Genomic DNA, 24,885 nt, shown 5'->3' with positions numbered 1-24,885 from the left:
GGCCGGGATGGTCCGGCTTCCGGGCGCACACGCTAACCGCACGTTACGCTGCCCGGTGACAGCAGGGCAGCGCTTTCGGGTGACGATCGTAGGTCTCTTGTCGTGGACGGTGGTACTGTGCGCGCTTCATTGATCCAACTCGCGGTCTCCGATGCCGAGCCGCCGGCCGAACGGCGGGCCCGCGCGGTCGCGCTGGTGCGGGCGCAGCAGGGCGCGGACCTGGTGGTCCTGCCCGAACTGTGGCCGCTCGGGGGCTTCGCCTACGACCTCTGGCCGGAGGGCGCGGAGACGCTCGACGGGCCCACCTCCGACGCGATGGCCTCGGCGGCCCGGGCGGCCGGGGTGTGGCTGCACGCCGGATCGATCGTCGAACGCGATCCGGACGGGCCGATCTACAACACCTCGCTGGTGTTCGCCCCGGACGGCGAGCTGGTGCACACCTACCGCAAGATCCACCGCTTCGGCTTCGACAGCGGTGAGGCGGTGGTGATGGGCGCCGGGCAGGAGATCGTCACCGCGCCCACCGACTTCGGCACGCTGGGCCTGGCCACCTGCTACGACCTGCGCTTCCCCGAGCTGTTCCGGGCGCTGCTGGACGCGGGCGCTCAGCTGCTGGTCGTCCCGGCGGCCTGGCCGGCCCGGCGGCGCGAGCACTGGACGCTGCTGGCGCGGGCCCGGGCGGTGGAGGAGCAGGCGTTCGTGCTGGCCTGCAACACCGCCGGGACGCACGGCGGGGTCGAGCAGGCCGGGCACAGCCTGGTGGTGGACCCGTGGGGCCGGGTGCTGGCCGAGGCGGGGGAGGGGGAGCAGGTCCTGACGGTCGACTTCGACCCGGCCGAGGTGGGCAGGGCGCGGGAGGAGTTCCCGGTGCTGCGGGACCGCCTGCTGGGGATTCCGGCGCCGGTGCAGCGGTAGTGCGGGGAGGATCCGGGGCGATCCGGGATGATTTAAGGGGGTTGGTTCGTACCAGCCCCCGGCGGGTTTGAGAAGATGAGCACTCGTCGTGTTCTCCGCCGTTCCCGGCCCGTCCGTCGAGGGCCGGCCCGGGTGCGGCCCGCCCGCGAGGAGGTCGCGCGCATGTCGGTCAACGGCGCAGGCGACACCCGCCCCGTCATCCAGCGCAACAGCCTGCGCGAACAGATCGCCGGGGCGCTGCGCGAGGAGATGATGGCCGGCCGTCTCGCGGCCGGTCGCAACTTCACCGTCAAGGAGATCGCCGAGTTGTACGGCGTCTCCGCGACCCCGGCCCGGGAGGCGCTGGTCGACCTCGGGGCGCAGGGGCTGCTGCGGGCCGAGCACCACCGGGGCTACACCGTGCCCGAGCTGTGCTGGTCGGACTTCCTGGAGATCTTCGAGTCCCGGGTGCTGATCACCGACAGCTTCCACCGGCAGTTCGCCACCGGCCGGGCGATGCCCGACGTCTCCCGGCTCTCCTCGCTGCGCCGCCGGGCGGACGCGGCGCAGCGGGCCGCCCGCAGCGGCAACCTGGACGTGATGGTGGGCTGCGACCGCCGGTTCTGGCAGGAGGTGGCCTCCCTGATCGGCAACCGGCGCATCGCCGACTACCTGGACTGGCTGCGGGTGCAGTCCTGGATGTTCGCCGCCCGCTACCTGCGGGAGATGCCTGTACTGGGCGGGGTCTGCTGGGACCGCCAGGTGGAGCTGGTCGACGCGATCGGGGCCGGGGACCTGCAGGGCGCGCACCGGATCATCTGCGAGTACAACCTGTTCACCGTCCGGCTGCTGGCCGGGCTGGCGGGGGAGCCGCTGGAGTCGGTCACCGTCCTCGGGCTGCTCACCGAGTCGGCGGGCGGCGGGCAGGCCCCGGCCGCTCCCACACCCGCTCCCGCCTCCGCACCCGCTCAAGCGCCCACCGAGGCGCCCGAGGCCCGTCCGGGGAGGTCCGCCAGGGCCGGGGACGACCTCGGCAGGGAGCTGGGCAGGGAGCTGGGCCTGGGCCTCGGCCTGGTGCCCCAGCCGCGGGCCGTCCCGCCCTGGAAGTTCGGCCGCAGGCTGCCCTGAACCGGGAGGGGAGGCCAGGCCCGTACCGGGCGCGGGGCCGGTAGGGTGGGCGGTCGTCGACCGGGCGCCGCGTGAGGCGGTCGTCCGCGTACCGACCCCACCCCTTCGTCGCCCCGCTCGCGGGCGATCCCGTCGCCCGGAGAGGAACTGCCGGCCATGGCCTGCGACCTCTGGCTCGTCCCGCTGGTGGACGTGCTGAGCCACAGCCCCGACAACCCCTTCCGGGACGATCTCGCGCTCTACAACGCGGCGTTGTCCTCGTACGGGCTGCCGGAGGTGCCGGTCTACCAGTACTCGCCGGGGATCAGCGGGGCGGTCGAGCCCATAGCCGCCTTCGACTACGACTCGCTGCACTTCCTGCGCCGCGCCTACCTGTTGGGCCTGACGGGCCTGGACATCACCCCGGTCGACGCGCTCGGCGGCGACTACGAGCAGCTGCTCGAGATGTTCGAGAGCACCGCCGAACAGTCCCACCTGGTCTGGCACTTCGACCACGCGGGCGCGTACGTGCCGATCGAGTTCAACGCCCCGCTGGTGGACGACGCGCTGCTCGCCTCGGGCGGGCCGCTCGGCTCCAGCTTCGGGCTGCTGCGCGAACTCCAGGCCGTGGCCCCGGCGCTGGGCATCGACCCGCTCAACCCGCCGGACCCGACCCGGCCGCTCGGGCCGACCGGCCTGGAGCAGCCGTTCGGGCCGCCGATCGACGACGTGCACCCCTTCGCCAAGGAGCGGCACGCCTGGTCGGGCCTGTACGCGGCGGCCGCCCGCAGCGTCACCCAGGGCTCGATGATCGTCTTCGCCTGAGCGCTCCGCTCCCTGTCCTCCGCGCCTTCCGAACCTTCCGCCGCGCCTTCCGAGTCTTCCGCGCCCGCCCGGTCTCAGCGCAGCGGGCCCTCCGGCGGCCGCTGGCGCGGCATGGTGGGCCTGGTGCCCGGCGGGGGGAGCACCCGCACCTGCGCGCCGCCCCCGGTCTCGCTGCGCCCGCCCCAGGTCCCCGGGGCCTGGGTGGGCAGCTGGGTCATCGAGGCGCGGAACTCCAGCATCCACTCCGAGGTCTCGGTGCGGACCATGTCCGAGACGTCCTCGCAGAAGCGCCGCAGCACCCCGAGGCAGCGCTCGGCGGCCTCGCCCGCGGTGCCCTCGGTCGGGCCGAGCACCTCGCGCACGCACTCCGAGGCCCAGTCGAACTGGAACGCCTCCAGACGGCGTTGCAGCGCCTGGGCGGTGGAGACGTCCCGCATCCAGCCGGAGGTCAGGCCGAAGACCCGGTCGGTGCCGTAGCAGGCGGCGGCGAGCGCGAGGCCGACGTAGCCCCAGCCGGCGCCGTGGTCGATCGCGCCGGTCAGGTCGACCAGCGGGGCGGTGACCCCGCCCACCGCGAAGGAGGCCGTGCCGAAGCGCAGCAGCCGGGCCCAGCGGCGCTTCCAGACGCGGTCCCGGCGGTACCAGTCGATCGCCTCGACGGCCCGCTCCTCGGACCAGCGGTACAGCTCCTCCAGCCGCTCGGCGGGCTCGCCCCAGTCCCCCAGCGGGAACTGGCGGGCGCTCAGATCGGCGCGGCGGGGGGTGGAGGCCCGGCGGGCGACGGTGGCGGGGGCGGACTGGTCCTCCTCGCCGATCTCCTTGCCCCAGGCACTCTCCTCGGGCTGCATTTCCGGCTGGCTCACCTGTGGGGCTCCCTGTGCGGGCGGCTGGGTCTGGCGGCGCATCGGCTGACGTGGCGTCTGCCGGTGGTTGTCCAACAGCACTTCTTACCGCCAAATGGCTGACCATGGGGACGCTTCCCGGATGATCGTTACCGGATTCGGCCACCGGAACCCGAGGTGAGCGGGTTGCGCGATGCGGCGGGATTTCACCCGTCCGAGGGAAGGCCCGGTGACCCGCCGTCCTGACCCGGACACCCGCTGCTGATCATCCCGGGCCCGGCCTGGAGGTTCCTCCGGGCTCGTCGGCGTACTGACCTCTTCCGGCTGGACGATCGCACGGGCCCAGAAGGAGGCCGGAACCGGCCACCCACTACCCTGGCCAGCGTGAAGGTCCTCGTCATCGGCGGCGGCGCCCGCGAACACGCCCTGTGCCGCTCCTTGTCCCAAGATCCCTCCGTGACCGAGCTGCACTGCGCCCCGGGCAACGCCGGGATCGCCCGGGTGGCGTCGCTCCACCCGGTCGACCAGCTGGACGGCGCCCAGGTCCTCGACCTGGCCGTGCGGCTCGGCGCAGACCTGGTCGTCGTCGGCCCGGAGGCCCCGCTCGTCGCGGGCGTCGCCGACCCGCTGCGCGCGGCCGGCATCCCGGTGTTCGGCCCGTCCGCCCCGGCCGCCCAGCTGGAGGGCTCCAAGGCGTTCTCCAAGGACGTGATGGCCGCCGCCGGCGTGCCCACCGCCCGCTCCTACGTCTGCACCACGCCCGAGGAGGCCGCCGAGGCCCTGGACGCCTTCGGCGCCCCGTACGTGGTCAAGGACGACGGCCTGGCGGCCGGCAAGGGCGTCGTGGTCACCTCCGACCGCGAGGCCGCGCTGGCCCACGCCGCCTCCTGCGAGCGCGTGGTCATCGAGGAGTACCTGGACGGCCCCGAGGTCTCGCTGTTCGCGATCACCGACGGCACCACCGTCGTGCCGCTGCAGCCCGCGCAGGACTTCAAGCGCGCGCTGGACGGCGACGAGGGCCCCAACACCGGCGGCATGGGCGCCTACTCCCCGCTGCCCTGGGCCCCGGCCGGGCTGGTCGAGGAGGTCCTGGAGAGCGTCCTGCAGCCGACCGTGGACGAGCTGCGCCGCCGCGGCACCCCGTTCTCCGGCCTGCTGTACGCGGGCCTGGCGCTCACCTCGCGCGGCACCCGCGTGATCGAGTTCAACGCCCGCTTCGGCGACCCGGAGACCCAGGTCGTGCTCGCCCGGCTGCGCACCCCGCTGGCCGGCGTCCTGCTGGCGGCCGGCAACGGCACCCTGGACCAGCTGGAGCCGCTGCGCTGGAGCGAGGAGGCGGCCGTGACCGTCGTCATCGCCTCCGAGGGCTACCCGGCCGCGCCGCGCACCGGGGACCCGATCGAGGGCCTGGACGAGGCCGAGGCCGACGGCACCGCGTACGTGCTGCACGCCGGCACGGCCGCCGACGAGGACGGCCGGGTGCTGAGCGCCGGCGGCCGGGTGCTGTCCGTCACCGCGACCGGCGCCGACCTCGCCCAGGCGCGCGAGCGCGCGTACGCCGGGGTCGGCCGGATCTCGCTCAAGGGCGGCCAGCACCGCACCGACATCGCGCTGAAGGCGGCCACCGCGTAGCGGGTTCCTGCTCCCCGCCCGAGGGCGCTGCGGACCGTGGGGGTATCCACTCCATGGACGCAGCGCCCTCGGCGTTTCCGGCGCGAGGGTGACGAAGGGGCGAGGCGCACCGTTCGGCGGCCCGATTCCAGCCCATCGGGTGACAGCGTCCGCATCCGGCTGACGTAACCGGGTGCCCGGCCTTATGGTGCGCTGGATCGCAGTGCGCCGGGTCAGTGCGCCGGGGTCGCCGCCGGGTAGCGGTGTTCCCGCGGGGTGATGCTGGACGGCGTCAGGCGGGGCGGTCACGCGGGTGCTTCGCACCGGACCGGTCGTCGTCCCGAGGGTGACGGCGTCGGCGTTCGGGCGGTGTCACCGGGACGAGTGGAAACCGGGACCATCCGGAACGCCCACCCGGGACGCCGCGTCGAAAATGTTCAGTAGCACCATGCAGCTTGCACTGCCGGGATCGGGCGACTCCGCTTCCCGGTCGGAACTGATCGTTTCGAGTCGGCTCAGGGGCCCGTCACCGGGTGCCCCAGAGCTCCGAAGGGGGTGCCGGTATGACCGCAGTCGACACCGCGCGCGCTCACGCCCAGGCCGTCCTGCGGGTCCGGGGCCTCGCCCTGGCCGCCGCCGCTCTGCCCGCCGCCGTGGCGGTGGTCCTGGTCGCCGGGCGGTTCACGGGCCGCATCGGTGCGCCGGGATCCGCCGACGCCGTCGGCTGGGACGCGGCCCGCTGGGTGGTGTGCGTCGTCGCCGTCCTCACCCTCGCGGTGGCCGCCCTCACCGCCCGCGCGTACCGACGGGCCGTGCCGCCGCGCACCCCGGCCGTCCCGCTGGAACGCACCGAGGCGCCCGAGCTGTACCGGCTCATCGGCGAGCTGGCCGAGCGGCTGGAGGTGCCCGCGCCCTCGGCCGTCGCGCTGACGCCCGACTGCGACAGCTGGCTGGAGGACCTTCCGCCCAGCGGCCGCCACCAGGCGCCGCCCGCGCCCGTCCTGGTGATCGGCTCGCCGTTCCTGTGGTGGATGCGGGCCGGGGAGCTGCGCGCGCTGCTCGCCCCCGTGGTCGCCGGGACGGCAGCCTCCGCCGACCACGAGATCGCCGCCGCCCGCCGCTTCCTGCGCAGCCTGGACGCCAGCCTCGACTCCGGCGACGCCCCCGGCCTCGGCGGCGGCACCCTGGCCGCCGAGCCCGCCCCGCCCCGGCGCGGCCCCGCCGCGCTCGCCCACCGCCTCACCGGGGCGATCACCCGCCGGCTGCTCGGCGCCTGCCGCGGCCACGCCGCCGAGTTGGAGCGGTCGGTGGCCGGCTGGGCCTCCGAGCAGGCCCGTAACGTCGACTACGGCCTGCGCATAGCCGCCCAGGAGCAGGTCGGCCTCGCCTACGCCGGCTGGGACCGCCTGCTCACCAGGGTCGCCCTGCCCGCCTGGCGGCTCGGCCGCCACCCCGCCCGCCTCAACGCCGGTGTCGCCTCCGCGCTCACCGAGCTGTCCCGCCGCGACCGGCTGGCCGAGGGCTACGGCACCCGGCTCGGCGACCGCCCCGCCTGCGACCTGCTGGAGGAGCCCGGCGCCGTCGACCGGGCCGTCTCCCTCCTCGCCGCCGAACTCTTCTTCGGCCGCCCCCCGGCCGGCGTCTGGCACGAGCTGGAGTGGACCGACTACCCGGCCGAGGTCGTGGACGCCGGCTGGCGCTCCCGAGCCGCCGCCCTGCAGAGCGCCCTGGACCGGCTCGCCCCCCAGGCCCGCCCCGGCGCCCCCACCCTCACCCGGCTCCTCGGCCGGCTCGCCGAGGGCGACGGCGAACGCCTCGCCGCCGTGCTCGCCGCCGGGCCGGCCCGCACCGCCGCCCCTGCTCCGCTGCTCGAACCCGACCGCTCCGGCCGCGACCTGCTCGTGGACCACGTCACCGCGATGGTCTGCTGCGCCGCCGTGGACACCGCGGGCGGCACCCCCGGCCTGGACTGGCTGGACGGCCCGGTGCTGCTGCTGCGCGGGGTCCGCCGCACCGACCTGGCGGGCCCGGTGGCCCAGGCCGTCGAGCAGGGCCAGGACGGGCCGCTGCGCGCCTGGCTGGACGCGGCGGACGTCCGGCTGGAGAAGCCCGTGCGCCTCTGACCCGGCCCGGGGGCGGCGCTCGGAGCGTCCGTACGCGCCCCCCGGAGGCCGGGCCGTCGGCCGTCCTCGCAGGCCGGAGGCCCTGGCTCCGCCGACCTCAAAGTTTCCGTACACCAATTGCTACCGTGGGGTGACGCAGCGTCCGTACGGTGTGGTGTATTAGACCGCACGCACATCCGGGGGGCACGTGCCAGCCGGACGAAGGTGCCACCTGGGAGGGGCGCGTGGGGACCGAACTCAATCGCCGCTGGGAGTCCGGAACGCACGCCTACAGCGTCTCCGACCCCTTCGGGCAGGGCCCGCTGCCCTGGCTGCGCAGCCCCGACGAGTACCTCGACAACGGCGGCAGCGTGCCCTGGTACGTCTCGGTGGACGCCCCCGGCCAGCGTCCCCTGGCCGCCGGGGGCCGCCCCAGCCCGCCGATCGGCACCCCGCGCAGCTCCAACGACGTGGACCAGCAGATCAAGGGCTTCGCCTCGGCCGGTTTCATCCGCCCCGGCGGCTCGGTGGACTTCCGGGTGACCGTCAACCCGCCCCGCGACTTCTCCGTCGACGTCTACCGGATCGGCCACTACGGCGGCGACGGCGCCCGCCACATGACCACCAGTCCGCTGATCTCCGGACTCGTCCAGCCCGCCCCGCTGGTCGTCGAGCGCACCGTCTCCTGCCACCACTGGTGGCACTCCTGGCGGCTGCAGATCCCCACCCACTGGCAGCCCGGCGCGTACGTCGCCGTGCTGACCACCAGCGACATGCTGCACCGCAGCCACATCCCGTTCACCGTACGGGACTTCGACGACCAGGGGGCCGCCGCCGAGCTGCTCCTGGTGCTCCCCGACGTCACCTGGCAGGCGTACAACCTGTTCCCCGAGGACGGCCGCAGCGGCGCCAGCCTCTACCACGCCTGGGACGACGCGGGCGGGCTGCTCGGCGAGGCCGAGGCCGCCCTCACCGTCTCCTTCGACCGCCCGCACGCCACCGCCGGGCTGCCCCTGCACGTCGGCCACGCCTACGACTTCATCCGCTGGGCCGAGCGCTACGGCTACGACCTCTCCTACGCCACCGCCACCGACCTGCACGCGGGCCTGGTCGACCCGGCCCGGCACCGGGCGCTGGTCTTCCCCGGCCACGACGAGTACTGGTCCGAGCCGATGCGCCGGGCCGCCGAGAAGGCCCGCGACGGCGGCACCTCCCTGGTGTTCCTCTCCGCCAACACCATGTACTGGCGGGTCGAGCTGACCCCGGCCGCCTCCGGCGAGCCCAACCGGCTGCTCAACTGCCGCAAGCGGCAGAAGGCCGGGCCCGGGAGCCCCGCCGCCGGGGCGCCCGGCGCGTCCAGCGCACTGTGGCGCGACGCGGGGGAGCCCGAGCAGCACCTGCTCGGCGTGCAGTACTCGGGCAGCGTCGCCGCGCCCGTCCCGCTGGTCGCCCGGCACACCGCGCACTGGCTCTGGGACGGCACCGGGCTGATGGAGGGCGAGGAACTGCCCGGCCTCGTCGCGGGGGAGGCCGACCGGTACTACCCCAAGGTGGCGCTGCCCGAGCACACCGAGCGGGTGCTGCTCGCGCACTCGCCGTACCAGGACCTCGCCGGGCGCACCCGCTTCCAGGAGACCTCCCTGTACCGGGCGCCCAGCGGCGCGTACGTCTTCGCCGCCGGGACCTTCGCGTGGTCCCCCGCCCTGGACCGGCCCGGCATGACCGACGAGCGCGTCCAGCGGGCCACCGCCAACCTGCTGGACCGGCTCTGCAAGAACGAGCCCGCGGGGGTTCGTGAAAGACTGCGGAGGCAGTGACCTCCCCTTTCACGGCGCCCCACGCCCGTGAACGACCCCTGAGGACTGAACACCTTGAGCGGATTTGTCACCAAGCCCGAGCCGGTCCAGGTACCCGGCCTGGTCCACCTGCACACCGGCAAGGTGCGCGATCTCTACCGCACCGAGTCGGGCGAACTGGTGATGGTGGCCAGCGACCGGATGTCCGCCCACGACTGGGTGCTGCCGAACGAGATCCCGGACAAGGGCCGCGTCCTCGCCCAGCTGTCCCTGTGGTGGTTCGAGCGGATCGCCGACATCGTGCCCAACCACGTGATCTCCACCGAGGCCCCGGCCGGCGCCCCCGCCGACTGGAAGGGCCGCACGCTGATCTGCAAGAGCCTGGACATGATCCCCGTCGAGGCGGTCGCCCGCGGCTACCTGGCCGGCTCCGGCCTCACCGAGTACCAGGAGACCCGTACGGTCTGCGGCATCGCGCTGCCCGAGGGCCTGGTCAACAGCTCCGAACTGCCCGCCCCGATCTACACCCCGGCCCTCAAGGCCGAGGTCGGCGAGCACGACGAGAACGTCCCCTACGAGGAGACGGCCCGCCGCATCGGCGCCGAGATGGCCAACCAGGTCCGCCGCACCACCCTGGACGTCTACGCCCGCGCCCGGGACATCGCCCGCGAGCGCGGCATCATCCTGGCCGACACCAAGTTCGAGTTCGGCCTGCTGGACGGCGAGCTGATCATCGGCGACGAGGTGCTCACGCCGGACTCCTCGCGCTACTGGCCCGCCGACGAGTACGAGCCGGGCCGCTCGCAGTCCTCCTTCGACAAGCAGCTGATCCGCGACTGGCTGGTCTCCCCGGCCTCCGGCTGGGACCGCTACAGCGAGCAGCCGCCGCCGGAGCTGCCCGCCGAGCTGGTCGAGCGGACCCGGGCCAAGTACATCGAGGTGTACGAGCGGCTGACGGGCCTCAGCTGGGCCTGAGCCCGTATCGCCCGCGAGCTCAGATCCAGCCGTGCTCGCGGGCGATCCGCACCGCCGCGTGGCGGTTCTCGGCGCCGAGCTTTCCGGCCGCCGAGGACAGGTAGTTGCGCACGGTGCCCTGGGAGAGCGAGGCGCGCTGCGCGATCTCGGCGATGGTGGTGCCGTCCGCGGCCAGCTCCAGGACGTCCGTCTCGCGCGGGGTCAGCGGGGTCTCCCCGGCGCTGATCGCGTCCGCCGCCAGCTCCGGGTCCACGTACCGCCCGCCGGCGCGTACGGTGCGGATGATGCCGGCCAGGTCGGCGGCCGAGACGGTCTTCGGCAGGAAGCCCCGCACGCCGACCTCCAGCGCCCGCTTGAGGTAGCCGGGGCGGCCGTGGCCGGTGACGATCATGCAGCGGCAGTCGGGCACCAGCAGCCGCAGCTCGGTGGCCACCTCGATGCCGTCGCGGCCGGGCATCTGGAGGTCCAGTACGGCGATGTCGGGCCGGTGCGCCCGGGCCATCGCCACCGCCTCCGGGCCGGAGCCGGCCTGGGCGACCACCTCGATGTCCTCCTCCAGCGAGAGCAGCGCGGCCAGCGCACCCCGGATGAGGTGCTCGTCGTCGGCGAGCAGGACGCGGACGGCCCTCTCGGCCGTCGGGGCCTGTTCGGACACCGGGGCTTGTTCGGTCATCGGGCGGGCCTTCCTCAGTGCGGCAGCGGAACGGTGGCGAGCATCCGGAACGTACCGGCCTCGGCGGTCGGGACGGTCAGCTCCCCGTCGTGCGCGGCCAGGCGCTCGCGCAGTCCGCGCAGCCCGGTGCCACCGCCCTGGGAGGGGAGCGGGACGGCGGGCACCCCGTCGTTCTCCAGCTCCAGCACCGCCCGTCCGCGCTCCTGGCGCAGCCGGATCAGGCAGTGCGCGGCCTCGCTGTGGCGCAGCACGTTGGTGGTGGCCTCGCGGATCACCCAGCCGAGCACGGCCTGCACCTGGGGCGGCAGCAGCGCGGCCTCCTCGCCGAGGTCGATCTCGCAGCGGACGTCCGCCGAGCGCAGCACCGCGCGGGCGCCGTACGCCTCGGCGTGCAGGTCGGCGGTGCGGTAGCCGCGGATCACGTCCCGGACCTCGCGCTGCGACTCCTGGGCGATCCTCTGAACCTCGGCCATCTGCTCGGCGGCCTCCGGGCGCCCGCGGCGGGCCAGCTGGACGGCGAGTTCGCTCTTGAGCGCGATGGTGGTGAGGTTGCGGCCCATGACGTCGTGCAGGTCGCGGGAGAAGCGCAGCCGCTCCTCGGCGACGGCCAGCCGGGACTGCGCCTCGCGGGCGGCGTCCAGCTCCCAGATGATGGCGCAGAGCCAGGCGAAGCTGCGGTTGCCCACCGCGACGAAAGGCAGGCCGAGCATGTTGCCGACCAGCAGTACGGCGGTCTGGGGGACGCTCGCCCCGGCGAGCAGGAACGCGGGGGCGAGCAGCAGTTCGCCGCAGACCACCGCCGCGGCGGCCCGGCGCAGCGGCAGCCCGACGAAGGCCGGCACGGAGGCGACGATGACCAGGATGACGGCGGCAGAGGGGGTGAACGTCGAGCTCGTGGCGAGTGAGGGCCCGGTCAGCAGGACGGCCCAGCCGCCGGCCACCGCGAAGGCGCCGTTGGCGGCCATCCAGCGCAGGTGCCGGACCGGCCGGCCGAGGTAGTGGTCGAGCGAGGTGCGACAGGCCCGTACGTTCAGCAGCGTGCTGGCCAGCGCGACGACGAGCGCGACCCGGGCGGCGGTGATGGAGTTCTCCAGGTCGGTCGACTTGCCGAGGAAGAGCACCATCAGGGGTACCTGCGTCAGCGGGAACAGGTAGATCGACCAGCGGATGTAGACCTCGGAGCGCTTGGCCTTGCCGAAGCCCCGCCAGGTGCGCAGCGGTGAGCGCATCCCCATGTCTTCCGCCCCCAGCTCGGTCACGATCTTGCTGTCCGCCTTCCTATCAGAGGTGGGACCGGGGGCGCTTCCTCGGATCGGCCCCTGATCAGCGGCGGGGCTCCCAGCGGAAGTACCGGTGCGCGCCCCAGATCGCCAGGTACAGCCAGATGCCCCCGGTGATCAGGTGCGGGCCCGCGGCGCCCCAGCTGCCGGCGAAGCCGGTGGCGGCGGCCGAGCCGTCGGTGCCGAACCAGCCGATGCGGATCAGCTGGAAGGCCGGGGTGGTGGGCAGCAGCCGGCAGACGTCGGCGACCACCTTGGTCATGACCTCCAGCGGGACGAACAGGCCCGAGCCGAACTGCATGACCAGCATCATCGGCAGGGTGGTGATGCCGGCGCTCTCCACGGTCCTGGTGAAGGCGCTGGACAGCGCGGCCAGGGCGATCATGGTGGCCAGGATCATCACCATCCCGAGCAGCATCAGCAGCGGGTTGACCGGCACGGCCAGGTGCAGGCCCAGGCTGCCGCCGACGCCGATCAGGGCGGCCATGAGCAGACCGATGGTGAGCGAGGGGACGGCCGTGCCGAGCAGGATCTCCAGGTCCCGGGCCTCGCCGGTGCGCAGCCGCTTGAGGACCAGCTCGCCGCGGCGGGCGACGTACGCGCCGGTCAGGTTGTAGTAGACGACGAAGGACAGCATCATGCCGACCGAGCCGTAGACCAGCATCGAGTCCACGTCCAGCCCGGGGGTGGAGTCCGCCTGCTTCCTGAGGATGCCGCGCAGCGAGACGATCAGCACCAGCGGCATCAGCAGGGCGGTGAACAGCGCCGTGCGGTTGCGCACCAGCAGGGTGGCCTCGGCGCGGCCGAGGGCGAGCAGCCGGCGGACGGTGGTGCTCTTCGGGCCGACGGCGGGCGCGGTGGTGGTGGCGGTGGTCATCGGGCGGTTCCGATCGGGCGGCGGCGGGCGGGACGGGTGGTGGGCCCTGAAGGCGGTGCGGTGTGCGGCGGGGCCTGGTGGGCGGCCTCGGAGGCGATGGCGAGGAAGGCTTCCTCCAGCGAGGCGCTGCGGGCGTCCAGGGCGCCGAGCGCGATCCCGTGGTGGCGGGCCCAGCCGAGCAGGTCGGTGAGGGTGTCCTGGAGGGCGGTGGTCCGGAGGGTGACCTTGCGGCCGTCGACCGTCACCTCGGCCCGTTCCAGGACGGGCAGGGCGGTGCCCGTGAACTCGGGCAGGTCGAAGTCGATCCTGGAGGGCCGCCCGGCGATCACCTCGGCGACGGTGCCGGAGACGACGATCCGGCCGCCGTGCATGATGGCCAGCCGGTCGGCGAGCTCCTCGGCCTCCTCCAGGTAGTGCGTGGTGAGCAGCACGGTGGTGCCCTGGGCGCGCAGTTCGCGCACCAGGTGCCAGACGGCGGCGCGGGCCTCCGGGTCCAGGCCCGTGCTGGGCTCGTCCAGGAACAGCACCTCGGGGCGGCCGAGCAGGGCCATCGCCAGGTCGAGCCGGCGCTTCTCGCCGCCGGACAGCTGCTTGACCCGGACGCCGGCGCGGTGGCCGAGGCCCACCAGGTCGAGCACCTCGGAGACGGGGCGGGCGCCGCTGGTCATCCCGGCCCAGGCGCGGCCGGTCTCGGCGGCGGTGAGGTCGCCGGGGAAGCCGCCCTCCTGGAGCATGATGCCGATCCGGGGGCGGACGGCGGCGCGTTCGGCGAAGGGGTCGCGGCCGAGCACCCGGACGCTGCCGCCGCTGGGGGCGGTCAGTCCTTCGATGACCTCCATGGTGGAGGTCTTGCCGGCCCCGTTGGTGCCGAGCAGGGCGAACAGCTCGCCGCGGCCGACCGTCAGGTCCACGCCGCGGACGGCGTGGTAGCCGGTGGCGCCGCTGCCGTAGTGGCGGTGCAGGCCCGTGACCTCGATCACGTGGCCTCCGGGGCTGGAGGGCTGGCTCTTTTCCATGCCTCGAGCCTTCCGCCGCCCCGGGCCCGCGGGCAGTGCGCGCCGTCATCGGACGGTGGTGGCGATCCACGGGTCGGCGATGACAAATGTCATCGGCCCGGCACGGCCCGGCTTATTGCGAGAGGGCGAGGGGGCGCGGGGGGAAATGCCGAAGGGCCCCCTCGATCGAGGGGGCCCTTCGTACTGGAGCGGACGACGAGATTCGAACTCGCGACCCTCACCTTGGCAAGGTGATGCTCTACCAACTGAGCCACGTCCGCAGGATGGAACTATTGAGTTGTACTGTGCTCGCGCACTGCGAGCGGACGACGAGATTCGAACTCGCGACCCTCACCTTGGCAAGGTGATGCTCTACCAACTGAGCCACGTCCGCATGGTGCCTGGCGGGGCACCCGCCGCCTCTTCGGATCTCTCCGTTGCGGCGACGAGGAATACTCTACAGCATCGTTCGGGGTGGTCGCCCCACCCTTTCGGCCCAGGGGGCCGGGCGGGGCGACCGGGGCCGGACGGCCCGGACGGGTCAGTTCGCCTCGGCGAACTGCTCGTACACGTGCTTGGGAATCCGGCCGCGGGCCGGGAGCTCCATGCCGCGCGAGAGGGCCCAGGCACGGACGGTGGCCGGGTCCGGGGTCAGCGCGGTGCGGCGGAAGGACTTTCCGGTGCGGCTCTGGCGACGGCCGGCCGCGACGAACGGAGCGAGGGCCTCCCGCAGCTTTTCGGCGTTGTCCACGGACAGGTCGATCTCGTACGACTTCCCGTCGACGCCGAAGTGGACGGTTTCCGCCGCGGCGCCGCCGTCCAGGTCGTCGGAGAGCGTGACAACTACACGCTGAGCCATGGGTGTCAATCCTCTCGGCAATTCGGCCGCCGGTTCCCGGGGATGTGTCCGGGGGGCCTGATGTGCACCACTCGCGCAAACGCGTACGGGCCGACCGGGAGCCGGCCGGATACGCAGCACTCGCCGCGACAGGTGGCCCTATTCTGCACCCGAAGGGGGTCGAAATCGAAGAGTCCGGCATTCTTTTCCGGATATTCACGAGTCTTCGCCGGAGTCCCGGATACCGGTGTGCGGGGACGGGAGGATCTGTCCCCAAGTGCCGTATTCGGGTGTTCTTCGGGCGTTCTCGCGAGGGGTCGGGAATCACCGGAAACCGGGGGGTGGCGGCGGGGATCCCGGGCGCCGGAAGCCTTGGGGCGTAAGGGTCCTGGGTCTACGCGCGTCACCCTCCCCGGCCAGCAATCCTGGTCCGAACGGCTTGTAGTCTGGAGTTCCCCCGCCTCACCGAAACACCACCGGGAGTGCCAGTGGCACGCGTCGTAGTCGACGTCATGCTCAAGCCGGAGATCCTCGACCCCCAGGGCCAGGCGGTGCAGCGCGCACTGCCCCGTCTCGGATTCACCGGGATCGCCGACGTCCGCCAGGGCAAGCGCTTCGAGCTGGAAGTGGAGGGCCCGGTCGACGAGGCCGCGCTCGCCCGTATCCGCGAAGCCGCAGAGACGTTCCTCGCCAACACCGTGATCGAGGACTTCACAGTCCGCGTCGAGGAGGCGGCGAAGTGACCACCCGCGTCGGCGTCGTCACTTTCCCCGGCTCCCTCGACGACCGTGACGCGCAGCGTGCGGTCCGCCTGGCCGGCGCCGAGCCGGTCGCGCTCTGGCACCGTGACAAGGATCTCCACCAGGTCGACGCCGTCGTCCTGCCCGGCGGATTCAGTTACGGCGACTATCTGCGCGCGGGCGCCATCTCCCGCTTCTCGCCGGTGATGGAGAGCATCATCGAGCAGGCGAAGCTCGGAATGCCCGTCCTCGGTATCTGCAACGGCTTCCAGGTGCTCACCGAGTCCCACCTGCTGCCCGGCGCGATGCTGCGCAACAACCACCTGCACTTCATCTGCCGCGAGCAGAAGCTGCGGGTGGAGAATGCCTCCACCGCCTGGACCCGTGATTACACGGCCGGGCAGGAGATTCAGATCCCGCTGAAGAACATGGACGGCCGCTACACCGCGGACGCTCGCACGATCGACGAGCTGGAGGCGGAGGGCCGGGTGGTTTTCCGCTACCTGGACGTCAACCCCAACGGGTCGATCAACGACATCGCCGGCATCACCAACGCCGCCGGCAACGTCGTCGGTCTGATGCCGCACCCGGAGCACGCGGTCGAGCCGCTGGTGGGTACCGGCGGCACGGACGGTCTGGGTTTCTTCACGTCCGTCCTCAAGCAGCTGGTGAACGCCTGATGAGCCTCGACACCGTCAAGAACGCCGAGCAGACTCCGGACGCGGCCCAGCCGTGGGCCGAACTCGGCCTCAAGGAGGACGAGTACGCGCGCATCCGGGAGATTCTCGGCCGCCGCCCGACCGGCGCGGAACTCGCGATGTACTCCGTCATGTGGTCGGAGCACTGTTCGTACAAGAGCAGCAAGGTCCACCTGAAGCAGTTCGGCGAGAAGAAGCCGGATTCGGACGCGATGCTCGTCGGCATCGGCGAGAACGCCGGCGTCGTGGACGTGGGCCAGGGTTACGCGGTGACCTTCAAGGTCGAGTCGCACAACCACCCCTCGTACATCGAGCCCTACCAGGGCGCGGCCACCGGCATCGGCGGCATCGTGCGCGACATCCTCGCGATGGGCGCCCGCCCGGTCGCGGTGATGGACCCGCTGCGCTTCGGCGCGGCCGACCACCCGGACACCCGGCGCGTGCTGCCCGGGATCGTCTCGGGCATCGGCGGCTACGGCAACTGCCTGGGCCTGCCGAACATCGGAGGCGAGGTCGTCTTCGACTCCTGCTACCAGGGCAACCCGCTGGTCAACGCGCTGTGCGTGGGCGTCATGAAGCACGAGGACATCCACCTCGCGCAGGCGTCCGGCGCCGGCAACAAGGTCATCCTGTACGGCGCCCGCACCGGCGGCGACGGCATCGGCGGCGTCTCGGTGCTGGCCTCCGAGACCTTCGACGACACCAAGCCGGCCAAGCGCCCGGCCGTCCAGGTCGGCGACCCGTTCCAGGAGAAGCTCCTCATCGAGTGCACCCTGGAGATCTTCCGCGAGAAGCTCGTCAAGGGCATCCAGGACCTCGGCGGCGCCGGACTGTCCTGCGCCACCAGCGAGCTGGCCTCGGCCGGCTCCGGCGGTATGCGGGTCGACCTCGACACCGTGCACCTGCGCGACCACACGCTCTCGCCCGAGGAGATCCTCATGAGCGAGTCGCAGGAGCGCATGTGCGCGATCGTCGAGCCCGACAAGGTCGCCCGCTTCCTCGAGATCTGCGAGAAGTGGGACGTCATCGCCAACGTCATCGGTGAGGTGACCGACGGCGAGCGCCTGGAGATCTACTGGCACGGCGAGCTCGTCGTGGACGTGCCCCCGCGCACCGTCGCCCACGACGGCCCGGTCTACCAGCGCCCCTACGCCCGCCCGAGCTGGCAGGACGCGCTGCAGGCCGACGCCCCCACCGCCGAGCGGCTGGCCCGCCCGACCACCGGCGAGGGCCTCAAGGCCGACCTGCTGAAGGTCGCCTCGCACCCGAACCAGGCGTCCAAGTCCTGGATCACCGACCAGTACGACCGCTTCGTGCTCGGCAACACCGTGCTCTCGGTCGGTGAGGACTCGGGCATGATCCGGATCGACGAGGAGACCAACCTCGGCGTCTCGGTCGCCACCGACGGCAACGGGCGCTACGCCAAGCTGGACCCGTACACCGGCGCCCAGCTGGCCCTGGCCGAGTCGTACCGCAACGTCGCGGCCGGCGGTGCCAAGCCGCTCGCCATCTCCGACTGCCTCAACTTCGGCTCCCCCGAGGACCCGGACGTGATGTGGCAGTTCGCCGAGGCCACCCGCGGCCTGGCCGACGGCTGCCTGGTGCTCGGCACCCCGGTCACCGGCGGCAACGTCTCGCTGTACAACCAGACCGGCGAGGTCGCCATCCACCCGACCCCCGTGGTCGCGGTGCTCGGCGTCATCGACGACGTCACCCGCCGCACCCCGGTCGCCTTCGCCGAGGAAGGGCAGCTGCTCTACCTGCTCGGCGACACGGCGGACGAGCTCGGCGGCTCGGCCTGGACCCAGGTCGTCCACGACCACCTCGGCGGCCTGCCGCCCAAGGTGGACCTGGAGCGCGAGCGGCTGCTCGGCGAGATCCTGATCGCCGCCTCGCGCGACGGCATGATCGACGCCGCGCACGACCTCTCGGACGGCGGCCTCGGCCAGGCGCTCGTGGAGAGCTGCCTCAAGGGCGGCAACGGCGCGCGGATCATCGTGCCCGAGGGCATGGACCCGTTCGTGTTCCTGTTCTCGGAGTCGGCCGGCCGCGCCGTCGTGGCGGTGCCGCGCAGCGAGGAGCTCCGGTTCAACGACATGTGCACCGCGCGCGGCCTCCCGGCCACCCGCATCGGTGTCGTGGACGGCGACTCCCTGGACGTCCAGGGGCAGTTCACCGTCTCGCTGGCCGAGCTGAAGGACGCCCACACCGGCGTCATCGAGGCCCTGCTGGGCTGAGTTCGCGCTTGGGGGGCGGACGGTTCTTCACGAACCGTCCGCCCCTCGGCGTATGTTGGGCCCCATGCCTCCCAAGTCCCGTACGTACCAGCCGCAGAAGGTCCGCGCCGCGCTGGCCGCCCAGATCGGGGCACTGCGCGCCGTCGTGGACGGTCTCGACGACGGGCGGCTGGAGCTGCCGACCCGGCTGGGGGACTGGCGGGTGCGGGAGCTGCTCGCGCACCTGGCCGTCCAGCTCGACTTCCTGCCGGCGCACCTGGACGATCCGCTGGAGGGCCGGGTGGCGCTGGACCTGACGGGGTGGGTGGCGGCGGTCGGTACGGTCGCGCCGGCGCTGGACGCCCAGACCCGGGAGCGGGCGGCCGCCGGGTTCGGCGGCGACGCGGCCTCCGTGGCCGAAGCTTTCGGGCGGTCCGCGGACGCCCTGGCGGGGATGCTGGAGCGGCCCGAAGTGGCGGACCCGGAGCGGCGGTTGGAGATCCGGCTGGGGTCGATGCTGCTCTCCGACCTGCTGGTGACCAGGTTGGTCGAGACGGTGGTGCACGCCGACGACCTGGCCCAGGCGCTGGGCCTGCCTGCCTTCCCGCACGACCGCCAGGCCCTCGCCGCCGTCACCCGGCTGCTGGCGGACGCCTTCGCCGACCGGGCACCCGGCGGGGCCGTCGAGCTGCGGATCCCGCCGTACGCCGTGGTGCAGGCCGTCGAGGGGCCGAAGCACACCCGGGGCACCCCGCCGAACGTGGTCGAGACCGACGCCCTCACCTGGATCCGGCTGGCCACCGGGCGCCTGGGCTGGGCGGAGGCGGAGGAGACCGCCTCCCTCTCCGCCTCCGGCGAGCGCAGCGACCTGCGGGCGTACCTGCCGGTGATGCGCTGACCGAGAGGTGCTCGGCCGGGGCTCCGCGTTCCGCCTCCGCGTTCCGTCGAGGTCGCGTCAGGGGACGGCGGGGCCGCCCAGGTACGTGCCGTCCGCCGAGTACGGCCAGGCGTTGGGCGCGCAGCCCTTGAGGCCGTAGATCTGCTGCATCATCGCGGGGGCGGGCTTGCCGGGGCCGGGGCAGGTCTCGTGGCCGTGGCCTATCCGGTGGCCGACCTCGTGATTGACGATCAGCGCCCGGTACTCCTCTATCGGGCCGCTGAACTGGGGTGAACCGGTGTTCCAGCGCTTGGAGTTGACGAGCACCTGGTTGCCGACGTTGCAGTTCACCTCGCCGTGGGTGTCCAGGCCGGAGGCGCCGCAGATCTTGTCGACGGTCGCCGGGGAGGCGATCTTCACCGTGAAGTCGTACGCGCCGGAGGCGACCAGCTGGAAGCCGTTCTTGTGGTCGTTGGTCCAGCCTCGCGGGTCGCCGAGGATGCCGTGTATCTGCGCGGCGGCTGAGGGGGCGTCGATGTTGATGCCGTCCTCGACCTCCACCCGGTAGCGGCGGATGGTGCCGCGCCCGACGGCCTTGGCGTCGGCGGGGGCGACGGTGAAGGTGCCCGCACCCTTGGTGGGCCCGGGGTCGGGCGCGGTGGGGGTGGGCTGCGCGGTCGCCGTCGGGCTGACGGCCGGGGGAGGGGTCGTCGGCGCGGGGGCGGCCGGGGTCTCCTCGGGCGGGGCGATCCGGGCCTGGGCGCTGGGCCCGGCGGCGGGCGCCTCGTCGGTCCGGTTCAGGGCGAACGCGGCGACGCCCAGCACCAGGACAGCCGCCACGAGTGCCGTGAGCATGCCAGGTCCGAGCCGACGCTGCCGTCGACTGCGTCGGCGGCCACCCCGGGCGCGACGGCGCGGGGCGGAACGGGCTGCGGGCACGATCGACACCCTTCCATGGCGAACGGGTGAATGTCCACATACGCGGTATGCAGATCTGCGGGGAGGTGATCAGCCGGCCGCCGGCCCCAGGGAGCGGACGAGGTCCAGCAGTTCCCGCCGGTACGGCCTGCCCGGTCGCAGGGCGAGGCGCCCCGGGGCCCGGTGATCACCCGGGGGCGGTTGACCCCTGGGCACCGGGTGGCAGACTGCACTGCATGGCGATTCACAGGAATCTTCTCGACGGCCCCGAACCGACCCTCCTGCCGGAGGACGAGCACCCGTACCGGATGCTCGCGGAGGAGTCGGCCTCACCGACGCAGGTGGCGGCCGAGTACCCGACCTTCTGCCTGGCCTGGGCGATGCTCGCCGACGACGCCAACGCGGCCGGCCGGTACGTCGAGTCGTACGCCTACGCCCGCACCGGCTACCACCGGGGCCTCGACGCGCTGCGCCGCAACGGCTGGAAGGGCCACGGCCCGGTGCCGTGGGAGCACCGCGGCAACCGCGGCTTCCTGCGCTGCCTCGCGGCGCTCGCCCGGGCGGCCGGCGCGATCAAGGAGACCGAGGAGGAGGCCCGCTGCTGGCAGTTCCTGAAGGACAGCAGCGCGGAGGCGTACGCGGAGCTCAAGCAGTAGTCATCGTTCGGACAGCACGGTGCCCCCGGCGGATCCCTCCGCCGGGGGCACCGCCGCATCCGCCTACTTCAGGCGCTTGCCGGCCGAGCGCAGCTGCTCGGCGGCCTCGACCACGCGGGCGGCCATGCCGGCCTCGGCCAGCTTGCCCCAGGTGCGCGGGTCGTAGGTGTTCTTCTTGCCGACCTCGCCGTCGACCTTCAGCACGCCGTCGTAGTTGGCGAACATGTGGCCGGCCACCGGGCGGGTGAAGGCGTACTGGGTGTCGGTGTCCAGGTTCATCTTCACGACGCCGTTCTCCAGCGCGGTGGCGATCTCCTCGGCCGAGGAGCCCGAGCCGCCGTGGAAGACGAAGTCGAACGGGTCGGTCCTGCCGTACTGCTTGCCGATCGCGTCCTGCAGCTCGCGCAGCAGCTCCGGCTTGAGGACGACGTTGCCCGGCTTGTACACGCCGTGCACGTTGCCGAAGGAGGCGGCCAGCAGGTAGCGGCCCTTCTCGCCCAGGCCCAGGGCCTCGGCGGTGCGCACGGCGTCGTTGACGGTGGTGTACAGCTCGTCGTTGATCTCGTGGGTGACGCCGTCCTCCTCGCCGCCGGTCGGGGTGATCTCGACCTCGAGGATGATCTTCGCGGCGGCGGCCTGGGCCAGCAGCTCCTGGGCGATGGCCAGGTTGTCGGCCAGGGTCTCGGCCGAGCCGTCCCACATGTGCGACTGGAACAGCGGGTTCAGGCCCTTGGCCACGCGCTCGGCGGAGACCGCCAGCAGCGGGCGGACGTAGCCGTCCAGCTTGTCCTTCGGGCAGTGGTCGGTGTGCAGCGCGACGGTGACGTCGTACTTGGCGGCGACGATGTGCGCGAACTCGGCGAGGGCCACGGCGCCGGTCACCATGTCCTTGTTGTGCTGGCCGCCCAGGAACTCCGCGCCACCGGTCGAGATCTGGATGATGCCGTCGCTCTCGGCCTCGGCGAAACCGCGCAGGGCGGCGTGCAGGGTCTGCGAGGAGGTGACGTTGATGGCCGGGTAGGCGAACTTGCCCGCCTTGGCCCGGTCCAGCATCTCGTTGTAGACCTCGGGAGTTGCGATGGGCATGCGATCCGCTCCTGTCGGGTTGCGGCGTACGGACGGGTGCTGTCCGACGCTGTGTACGCCTTCGTGTCGACTCCGTGCCGGCCCGCCGACGCGCGGCGCTGCGGTGTGGCTCTCCGGCACCAAGGTTCGAGGCGGCCACCGCGGTACGGCCATGAGGGTGGGGCCACCGCGGACCGGACGCCTCGGCCATCTTCCCAGACTCGTGCCCGCAGGTCAGCAGGAGCCCGCCTGTCGGGACGTTGGGCCGCGGACCTGGCCGGGGATCCCGCGGGGGCCTGACCGCGGACCTGACCGCGGACCTGGCTGGGACCTTGCTGGGACCTGGCCGGGACCCGGCCGGGACCCGGCCGGGGCCCGCCGGTAAGGTTCGCCCGCTATCCTGCGCCCGTGGACTACAACCAGCTGGCCGTCAATCTTCTCGACGCCAAATCCCTGATCTCCTCGCTCGGCGCCATCGGGCTGATCGCGATCATCTTCGCGGAGACCGGCCTGCTGGTCGGCTTCTTCTTCCCGGGCGACTCACTGCTGATCCTCGCGGGCGTCGCCGCCTCCAACGCCGCCTCCTCGGTGCTCGGGGACGGGGCCAAGCTGCCGATCGCCGTCCTGCTGGTCGGCTGCCCGATCGCGGCGGTCGCCGGGGCCCAGCTGGGGCACCTGATCGGGGCCAAGGTCGGGCCGAGGATGTTCGACAAGCCCGATTCGAAGATCTTCCGCCGCGAGTACGTGGTGAAGGCGGAGGAGTACTTCAACAAGTTCGGCTCCGGCAAGGCCGTGGTCCTGGCCCGCTTCATGCCGATCATCCGGACCTTCCTGAACCCGGTGGCCGGCACCCTGGAGATGCCCGCGCGGACCTTCTTCGTGTGGAACGTCATCGGCGGTGTGCTCTGGACCGAGTCCATGCTGCTGATCGGCTACTTCTTCGGTGACGCGCTCGCCCCGGTGATCGACAAGTACCTGATCCCGGCGGTGCTGCTGATCGTCCTGCTGTCGATCTCGCCGATCCTGGTCGAGGTCTTCCGGGAGCGCCGGAAGAAGAAGGCCGGCGTCGTCGACGGCGTCGACCCCGAGTCCGCGCAGAGCGTGGGCGGCCGGCACCGGCGCGGCTGAGGGTCCCGTTCACGACGGAGGGGCTGGTCGTTGTTCCACGTGGAACAACGACCAGCCCCTCCGCCTCTTCCTTCGCCCTACAGGCCGAGGTCGGCCGCGGTGTAGGCGGTGACGTACGGGAGGCCCTGCGCCTCGACGGCGTCCTGGCCGCCGCGCTCGACGATCACCGCGACGCCCACGACCTCGGCGCCCGCCTCGCGCAGCGCCTCGACGGCCGTCAGCACCGAACCGCCGGTGGTGGAGGTGTCCTCGACGGCCAGCACCCGGCGACCCTTGACGTCCGGGCCCTCGATGCGGCGCTGGAGGCCGTGCGCCTTGCCCGCCTTGCGGACCACGAAGGCGTCCAGCTGCTGCCCGCGCGCGGCGGCGGCGTGCAGCATGGAGGCGGCCACCGGGTCGGCGCCCAGGGTCAGGCCGCCGACGGCGTCGTACTCGAGGTGGGAGGTCGCGTCCAGCATCACCCGGCCTACCAGCGGGGCGGCCACGCCGTCCAGCGTGATCCGGCGAAGGTCGACGTAGTAGTCCGCCTCCTTGCCGGAGGAGAGGGTGACCTTGCCGTGCACGACGGCCTTGTCCTTGATCTGTGCCAGCAGGGCGTCGCGGTCGTTGCTCATGAGCGTTCAGTCTAGACCCGGTCGCCCCGGTCCTCAGCGGCGGCGCAGCGCCCTGACCAGCACCACGGCCCCGCCCAGCAGGGCCACCGAGCCGCCGATCACCCACGGCAGCGCGTTGCGGCCGTCCGAACCCGGCACCACGATGCCGCCCGCCTCGCCGCCCCAGCGGGACGCGGCCCGGGCCCGGGCGCTGCGGGCCGGCGGGGCCGGGGCGTAGCGGCCGCGCGGCGGGGCGTGGTCCACCTCCTCGGCGGAGCGGCCGACGATGCTGCGGCGCACCGGGGGCTCCTCCTCGTAGGCGAACAGGGGCTCGGGGGTCAGCTCCTCGGCGACGGAGTCCTCGGTGCCCTCGGCGCCGTCCTCGTCCTCGTCGTCGGTGGAGCCGGTCGGGAGGCCGAAGCCCTCGGCGTCGGCGTCGGAGAAGGCGATCAGGTCGGAGAGGTCGTCGTCGAGGTCCTCGCCGGGCTGGTCGAGGTAGACCACGCCGGCTTCCGTCCCGCTCTCCTCCGCGGCGGTGTCCCCGGATTCCTCCTCCTCGGACTCCTCGGGGGCTTCCCCGGGGCCGGCCAGGGCGGTGGAGAAACGGTCCAGCAGGCGGCGGCCGGCGGCTTCCAGGGTCTCGGCGTCGAACTCGGCCAGGCGGCCGGTGGCGCTGAGGTCCCCGGTGAAGCGGATCACCGCGGTGCCGTCCTCGGGGCCGTCGCCGACGCTGACCCGCACGGTCGCCGTCGCCTCACCGCCGCCCCGGGCCTCCTGGCCCTCGGCGAACACGGTCAGCACGCCCTCCCGGCCCTCGATCAGCGACAACACGCCCTTGTACGTGATCGTGGAGCCGCCGATCCGCAGCTTGAGCCGCCCACCGATCTCCTCGGCGGGGCCGCTGCCCACGGCCGCCGGCTCGGTGCTCAGCCCGGGCACACTCCGCGCCAGCCGTGCGGGTTCCTGCATCGCCTGCCGCACCAACCCGGCCGGCATCGGGACGACAACCTCATGCTCCATGCCACGGAGCCTACCGACCCGTCCCGGCCCGGTCCCCACCCAGCACCGTCCGACTTCTCCACGCCGTCCTCCGTGCCGTCCTCCACACCGTTCTCCACACCGTTCTCCACGCTGGGGCAACGGGCTCCGCCCGGTCGGCCGCGGCGAGCCCGGCGGCCG

The 24,885-nt window shown here is 73.1% G+C and carries 23 protein-coding genes and 2 tRNA genes; 13 read left to right on the top strand and 12 right to left on the bottom strand.

Annotation, left to right across the window (positions count from 1 at the left end):
* The first annotated feature begins 117 nt into the window (after positions 1–117).
* The 3 genes from IH61_RS0109215 to IH61_RS0109205 all read left to right on the top strand — a co-directional run bounded on the left by IH61_RS0109215 (position 118) and on the right by IH61_RS0109205 (position 2,826).
* Positions 118–915 (top strand): carbon-nitrogen family hydrolase, encoded by a 798-nt coding sequence (locus IH61_RS0109215; protein ID WP_031067668.1) that lies wholly within the window; start codon positions 118–120, stop codon positions 913–915.
* Positions 916–1,077: 162 nt separating this feature from the next.
* Positions 1,078–2,022 carry a GntR family transcriptional regulator gene (locus IH61_RS0109210; protein WP_063763167.1) on the top strand — a complete coding sequence of 315 codons (945 nt, stop codon included), beginning with the start codon at positions 1,078–1,080 and terminating at the stop codon, positions 2,020–2,022.
* 156 nt (positions 2,023–2,178) lie between these two features.
* Entirely contained in the window at positions 2,179–2,826 is a 648-nt protein-coding gene (locus IH61_RS0109205) for a hypothetical protein (protein ID WP_031067663.1), read from the top strand.
* A 74-nt stretch (positions 2,827–2,900) separates the two neighbouring features.
* On the opposite strand, the gene IH61_RS0109200 is transcribed toward IH61_RS0109205, so the two are convergent.
* Positions 2,901–3,689, bottom strand: a complete 789-nt coding sequence (locus IH61_RS0109200) for an SLATT domain-containing protein (RefSeq protein ID WP_031067661.1) — start codon at positions 3,687–3,689, stop codon at positions 2,901–2,903.
* Between the two features lie 363 nt (positions 3,690–4,052).
* Between IH61_RS0109200 and purD the strand changes: the two genes are divergently transcribed.
* The 4 genes from purD (at position 4,053) to IH61_RS0109180 (ending at position 10,152) form a co-directional block, all read left to right on the top strand.
* Positions 4,053–5,300, top strand: coding sequence for a phosphoribosylamine--glycine ligase (gene purD / locus IH61_RS0109195; RefSeq protein ID WP_031067660.1), 1,248 nt, complete (start codon positions 4,053–4,055; stop codon positions 5,298–5,300).
* Between the two features lie 542 nt (positions 5,301–5,842).
* Positions 5,843–7,402, top strand: a complete 1,560-nt coding sequence (locus IH61_RS0109190; protein WP_031067658.1) for a hypothetical protein — start codon at positions 5,843–5,845, stop codon at positions 7,400–7,402.
* Between the two features lie 224 nt (positions 7,403–7,626).
* Positions 7,627–9,198: a N,N-dimethylformamidase beta subunit family domain-containing protein gene (locus tag IH61_RS0109185; RefSeq protein WP_051836637.1), complete on the top strand. Its 1,572-nt coding sequence runs from the start codon at positions 7,627–7,629 to the stop codon at positions 9,196–9,198.
* Between the two features lie 54 nt (positions 9,199–9,252).
* Positions 9,253–10,152, top strand: coding sequence for a phosphoribosylaminoimidazolesuccinocarboxamide synthase (locus tag IH61_RS0109180; RefSeq protein WP_031067654.1), 900 nt, complete (start codon positions 9,253–9,255; stop codon positions 10,150–10,152).
* Between the two features lie 19 nt (positions 10,153–10,171).
* Here the strand turns inward: IH61_RS0109180 and IH61_RS0109175 are convergent, their stop codons facing one another.
* From IH61_RS0109175 to IH61_RS0109145, 7 genes are all read right to left on the bottom strand, one after another.
* On the bottom strand, positions 10,172–10,825 hold the full coding sequence (locus IH61_RS0109175) for a response regulator transcription factor (protein ID WP_051836634.1): 654 nt from the start codon (positions 10,823–10,825) through the stop codon (positions 10,172–10,174).
* A 14-nt stretch (positions 10,826–10,839) separates the two neighbouring features.
* Complete coding sequence (locus tag IH61_RS0109170; protein WP_158844830.1) at positions 10,840–12,084, bottom strand: sensor histidine kinase; 1,245 nt, start codon at positions 12,082–12,084, stop codon at positions 10,840–10,842.
* 64 nt (positions 12,085–12,148) lie between these two features.
* Positions 12,149–12,982 (bottom strand): ABC transporter permease, encoded by an 834-nt coding sequence (locus tag IH61_RS0109165; protein ID WP_031067648.1) that lies wholly within the window; start codon positions 12,980–12,982, stop codon positions 12,149–12,151.
* On the bottom strand, positions 12,979–13,998 hold the full coding sequence (locus tag IH61_RS0109160) for an ABC transporter ATP-binding protein (protein ID WP_078910956.1): 1,020 nt from the start codon (positions 13,996–13,998) through the stop codon (positions 12,979–12,981). The genes IH61_RS0109165 and IH61_RS0109160 overlap by 4 nt, the downstream gene beginning before the upstream one ends.
* Before the next feature lie 184 nt (positions 13,999–14,182).
* A tRNA-Gly gene (locus tag IH61_RS0109155) sits at positions 14,183–14,258 on the bottom strand.
* 40 nt (positions 14,259–14,298) lie between these two features.
* Positions 14,299–14,371 (bottom strand) — tRNA-Gly (locus IH61_RS0109150).
* Between the two features lie 147 nt (positions 14,372–14,518).
* The gene (locus tag IH61_RS0109145) at positions 14,519–14,836 is read right to left on the bottom strand and encodes a histone-like nucleoid-structuring protein Lsr2 (RefSeq protein WP_031067644.1); all 318 of its coding nucleotides are present in this window, start codon (positions 14,834–14,836) and stop codon (positions 14,519–14,521) included.
* A 461-nt stretch (positions 14,837–15,297) separates the two neighbouring features.
* On the opposite strand from IH61_RS0109145, the gene purS reads away from it, so the two are divergent.
* From purS to IH61_RS0109125, 4 genes are all read left to right on the top strand, one after another.
* Positions 15,298–15,558, top strand: a complete 261-nt coding sequence (purS, locus tag IH61_RS0109140; RefSeq protein ID WP_078910955.1) for a phosphoribosylformylglycinamidine synthase subunit PurS — start codon at positions 15,298–15,300, stop codon at positions 15,556–15,558.
* Positions 15,555–16,235 (top strand): phosphoribosylformylglycinamidine synthase subunit PurQ, encoded by a 681-nt coding sequence (purQ, locus tag IH61_RS0109135; RefSeq protein ID WP_031067640.1) that lies wholly within the window; start codon positions 15,555–15,557, stop codon positions 16,233–16,235. The genes purS and purQ overlap by 4 nt, the downstream gene beginning before the upstream one ends.
* Positions 16,235–18,490 carry a phosphoribosylformylglycinamidine synthase subunit PurL gene (purL, locus tag IH61_RS40615; RefSeq protein WP_037972089.1) on the top strand — a complete coding sequence of 752 codons (2,256 nt, stop codon included), beginning with the start codon at positions 16,235–16,237 and terminating at the stop codon, positions 18,488–18,490. Before purQ ends, purL begins: the two co-directional genes overlap by 1 nt.
* Positions 18,491–18,554: 64 nt before the next feature.
* A complete protein-coding gene (locus tag IH61_RS0109125; protein WP_031067637.1) occupies positions 18,555–19,367 on the top strand; it encodes a maleylpyruvate isomerase family mycothiol-dependent enzyme in 813 nt (270 codons plus the stop codon).
* A gap of 57 nt (positions 19,368–19,424) precedes the next feature.
* Here IH61_RS0109125 and IH61_RS0109120 read toward each other — a convergent pair whose 3' ends face one another.
* A complete protein-coding gene (locus IH61_RS0109120) occupies positions 19,425–20,201 on the bottom strand; it encodes a DUF3152 domain-containing protein (RefSeq protein ID WP_078910954.1) in 777 nt (258 codons plus the stop codon).
* A 299-nt stretch (positions 20,202–20,500) separates the two neighbouring features.
* Between IH61_RS0109120 and IH61_RS0109115 the strand changes: the two genes are divergently transcribed.
* Positions 20,501–20,920, top strand: a complete 420-nt coding sequence (locus IH61_RS0109115) for a DUF3151 domain-containing protein (RefSeq protein ID WP_031067631.1) — start codon at positions 20,501–20,503, stop codon at positions 20,918–20,920.
* 63 nt (positions 20,921–20,983) lie between these two features.
* Here the strand turns inward: IH61_RS0109115 and fbaA are convergent, their stop codons facing one another.
* A complete protein-coding gene (fbaA, locus tag IH61_RS0109110; RefSeq protein WP_031067630.1) occupies positions 20,984–22,006 on the bottom strand; it encodes a class II fructose-bisphosphate aldolase in 1,023 nt (340 codons plus the stop codon).
* A 387-nt stretch (positions 22,007–22,393) separates the two neighbouring features.
* Here fbaA and IH61_RS0109105 point away from each other — a divergent pair, with 387 nt between their 5' ends.
* On the top strand, positions 22,394–23,113 hold the full coding sequence (locus tag IH61_RS0109105) for a DedA family protein (RefSeq protein ID WP_031067627.1): 720 nt from the start codon (positions 22,394–22,396) through the stop codon (positions 23,111–23,113).
* Between the two features lie 77 nt (positions 23,114–23,190).
* On the opposite strand, the gene pyrE is transcribed toward IH61_RS0109105, so the two are convergent.
* Together pyrE and IH61_RS0109095 are read right to left on the bottom strand one after the other, a co-directional pair.
* The gene (pyrE, locus tag IH61_RS0109100; RefSeq protein WP_031067624.1) at positions 23,191–23,727 is read right to left on the bottom strand and encodes an orotate phosphoribosyltransferase; all 537 of its coding nucleotides are present in this window, start codon (positions 23,725–23,727) and stop codon (positions 23,191–23,193) included.
* Positions 23,728–23,760: 33 nt separating this feature from the next.
* The gene (locus IH61_RS0109095) at positions 23,761–24,726 is read right to left on the bottom strand and encodes a carbon monoxide dehydrogenase subunit G (protein ID WP_158844827.1); all 966 of its coding nucleotides are present in this window, start codon (positions 24,724–24,726) and stop codon (positions 23,761–23,763) included.
* Positions 24,727–24,885 lie beyond the last annotated feature (159 nt).

Origin of the sequence: Streptomyces sp. NRRL WC-3742 (genome assembly GCF_000720635.1) — a bacterium.
GTDB lineage: Bacteria > Actinomycetota > Actinomycetes > Streptomycetales > Streptomycetaceae > Kitasatospora.
This window is presented reverse-complemented; position numbering and strand designations above follow the sequence as displayed.

Coding starts and splice junctions, on each gene's coding strand:
- IH61_RS0109210 (WP_063763167.1), top strand. CDS start 1,078: ATGTCGGTCAACGGCGCAGGCGACACCCGCCCCGTCATCCAGCGCAAC.
- IH61_RS0109205 (WP_031067663.1), top strand. CDS start 2,179: ATGGCCTGCGACCTCTGGCTCGTCCCGCTGGTGGACGTGCTGAGCCAC.
- IH61_RS0109190 (WP_031067658.1), top strand. CDS start 5,843: ATGACCGCAGTCGACACCGCGCGCGCTCACGCCCAGGCCGTCCTGCGG.
- IH61_RS0109175 (WP_051836634.1), bottom strand. CDS start 10,825: ATGACCGAACAAGCCCCGGTGTCCGAACAGGCCCCGACGGCCGAGAGG.
- IH61_RS0109165 (WP_031067648.1), bottom strand. CDS start 12,982: ATGACCACCGCCACCACCACCGCGCCCGCCGTCGGCCCGAAGAGCACC.
- IH61_RS0109160 (WP_078910956.1), bottom strand. CDS start 13,998: ATGGAAAAGAGCCAGCCCTCCAGCCCCGGAGGCCACGTGATCGAGGTC.
- IH61_RS0109145 (WP_031067644.1), bottom strand. CDS start 14,836: ATGGCTCAGCGTGTAGTTGTCACGCTCTCCGACGACCTGGACGGCGGC.
- purL (WP_037972089.1), top strand. CDS start 16,235: ATGAGCCTCGACACCGTCAAGAACGCCGAGCAGACTCCGGACGCGGCC.
- IH61_RS0109125 (WP_031067637.1), top strand. CDS start 18,555: ATGCCTCCCAAGTCCCGTACGTACCAGCCGCAGAAGGTCCGCGCCGCG.
- IH61_RS0109120 (WP_078910954.1), bottom strand. CDS start 20,201: ATGCTCACGGCACTCGTGGCGGCTGTCCTGGTGCTGGGCGTCGCCGCG.
- IH61_RS0109115 (WP_031067631.1), top strand. CDS start 20,501: ATGGCGATTCACAGGAATCTTCTCGACGGCCCCGAACCGACCCTCCTG.
- fbaA (WP_031067630.1), bottom strand. CDS start 22,006: ATGCCCATCGCAACTCCCGAGGTCTACAACGAGATGCTGGACCGGGCC.
- pyrE (WP_031067624.1), bottom strand. CDS start 23,727: ATGAGCAACGACCGCGACGCCCTGCTGGCACAGATCAAGGACAAGGCC.
- IH61_RS0109095 (WP_158844827.1), bottom strand. CDS start 24,726: ATGGAGCATGAGGTTGTCGTCCCGATGCCGGCCGGGTTGGTGCGGCAG.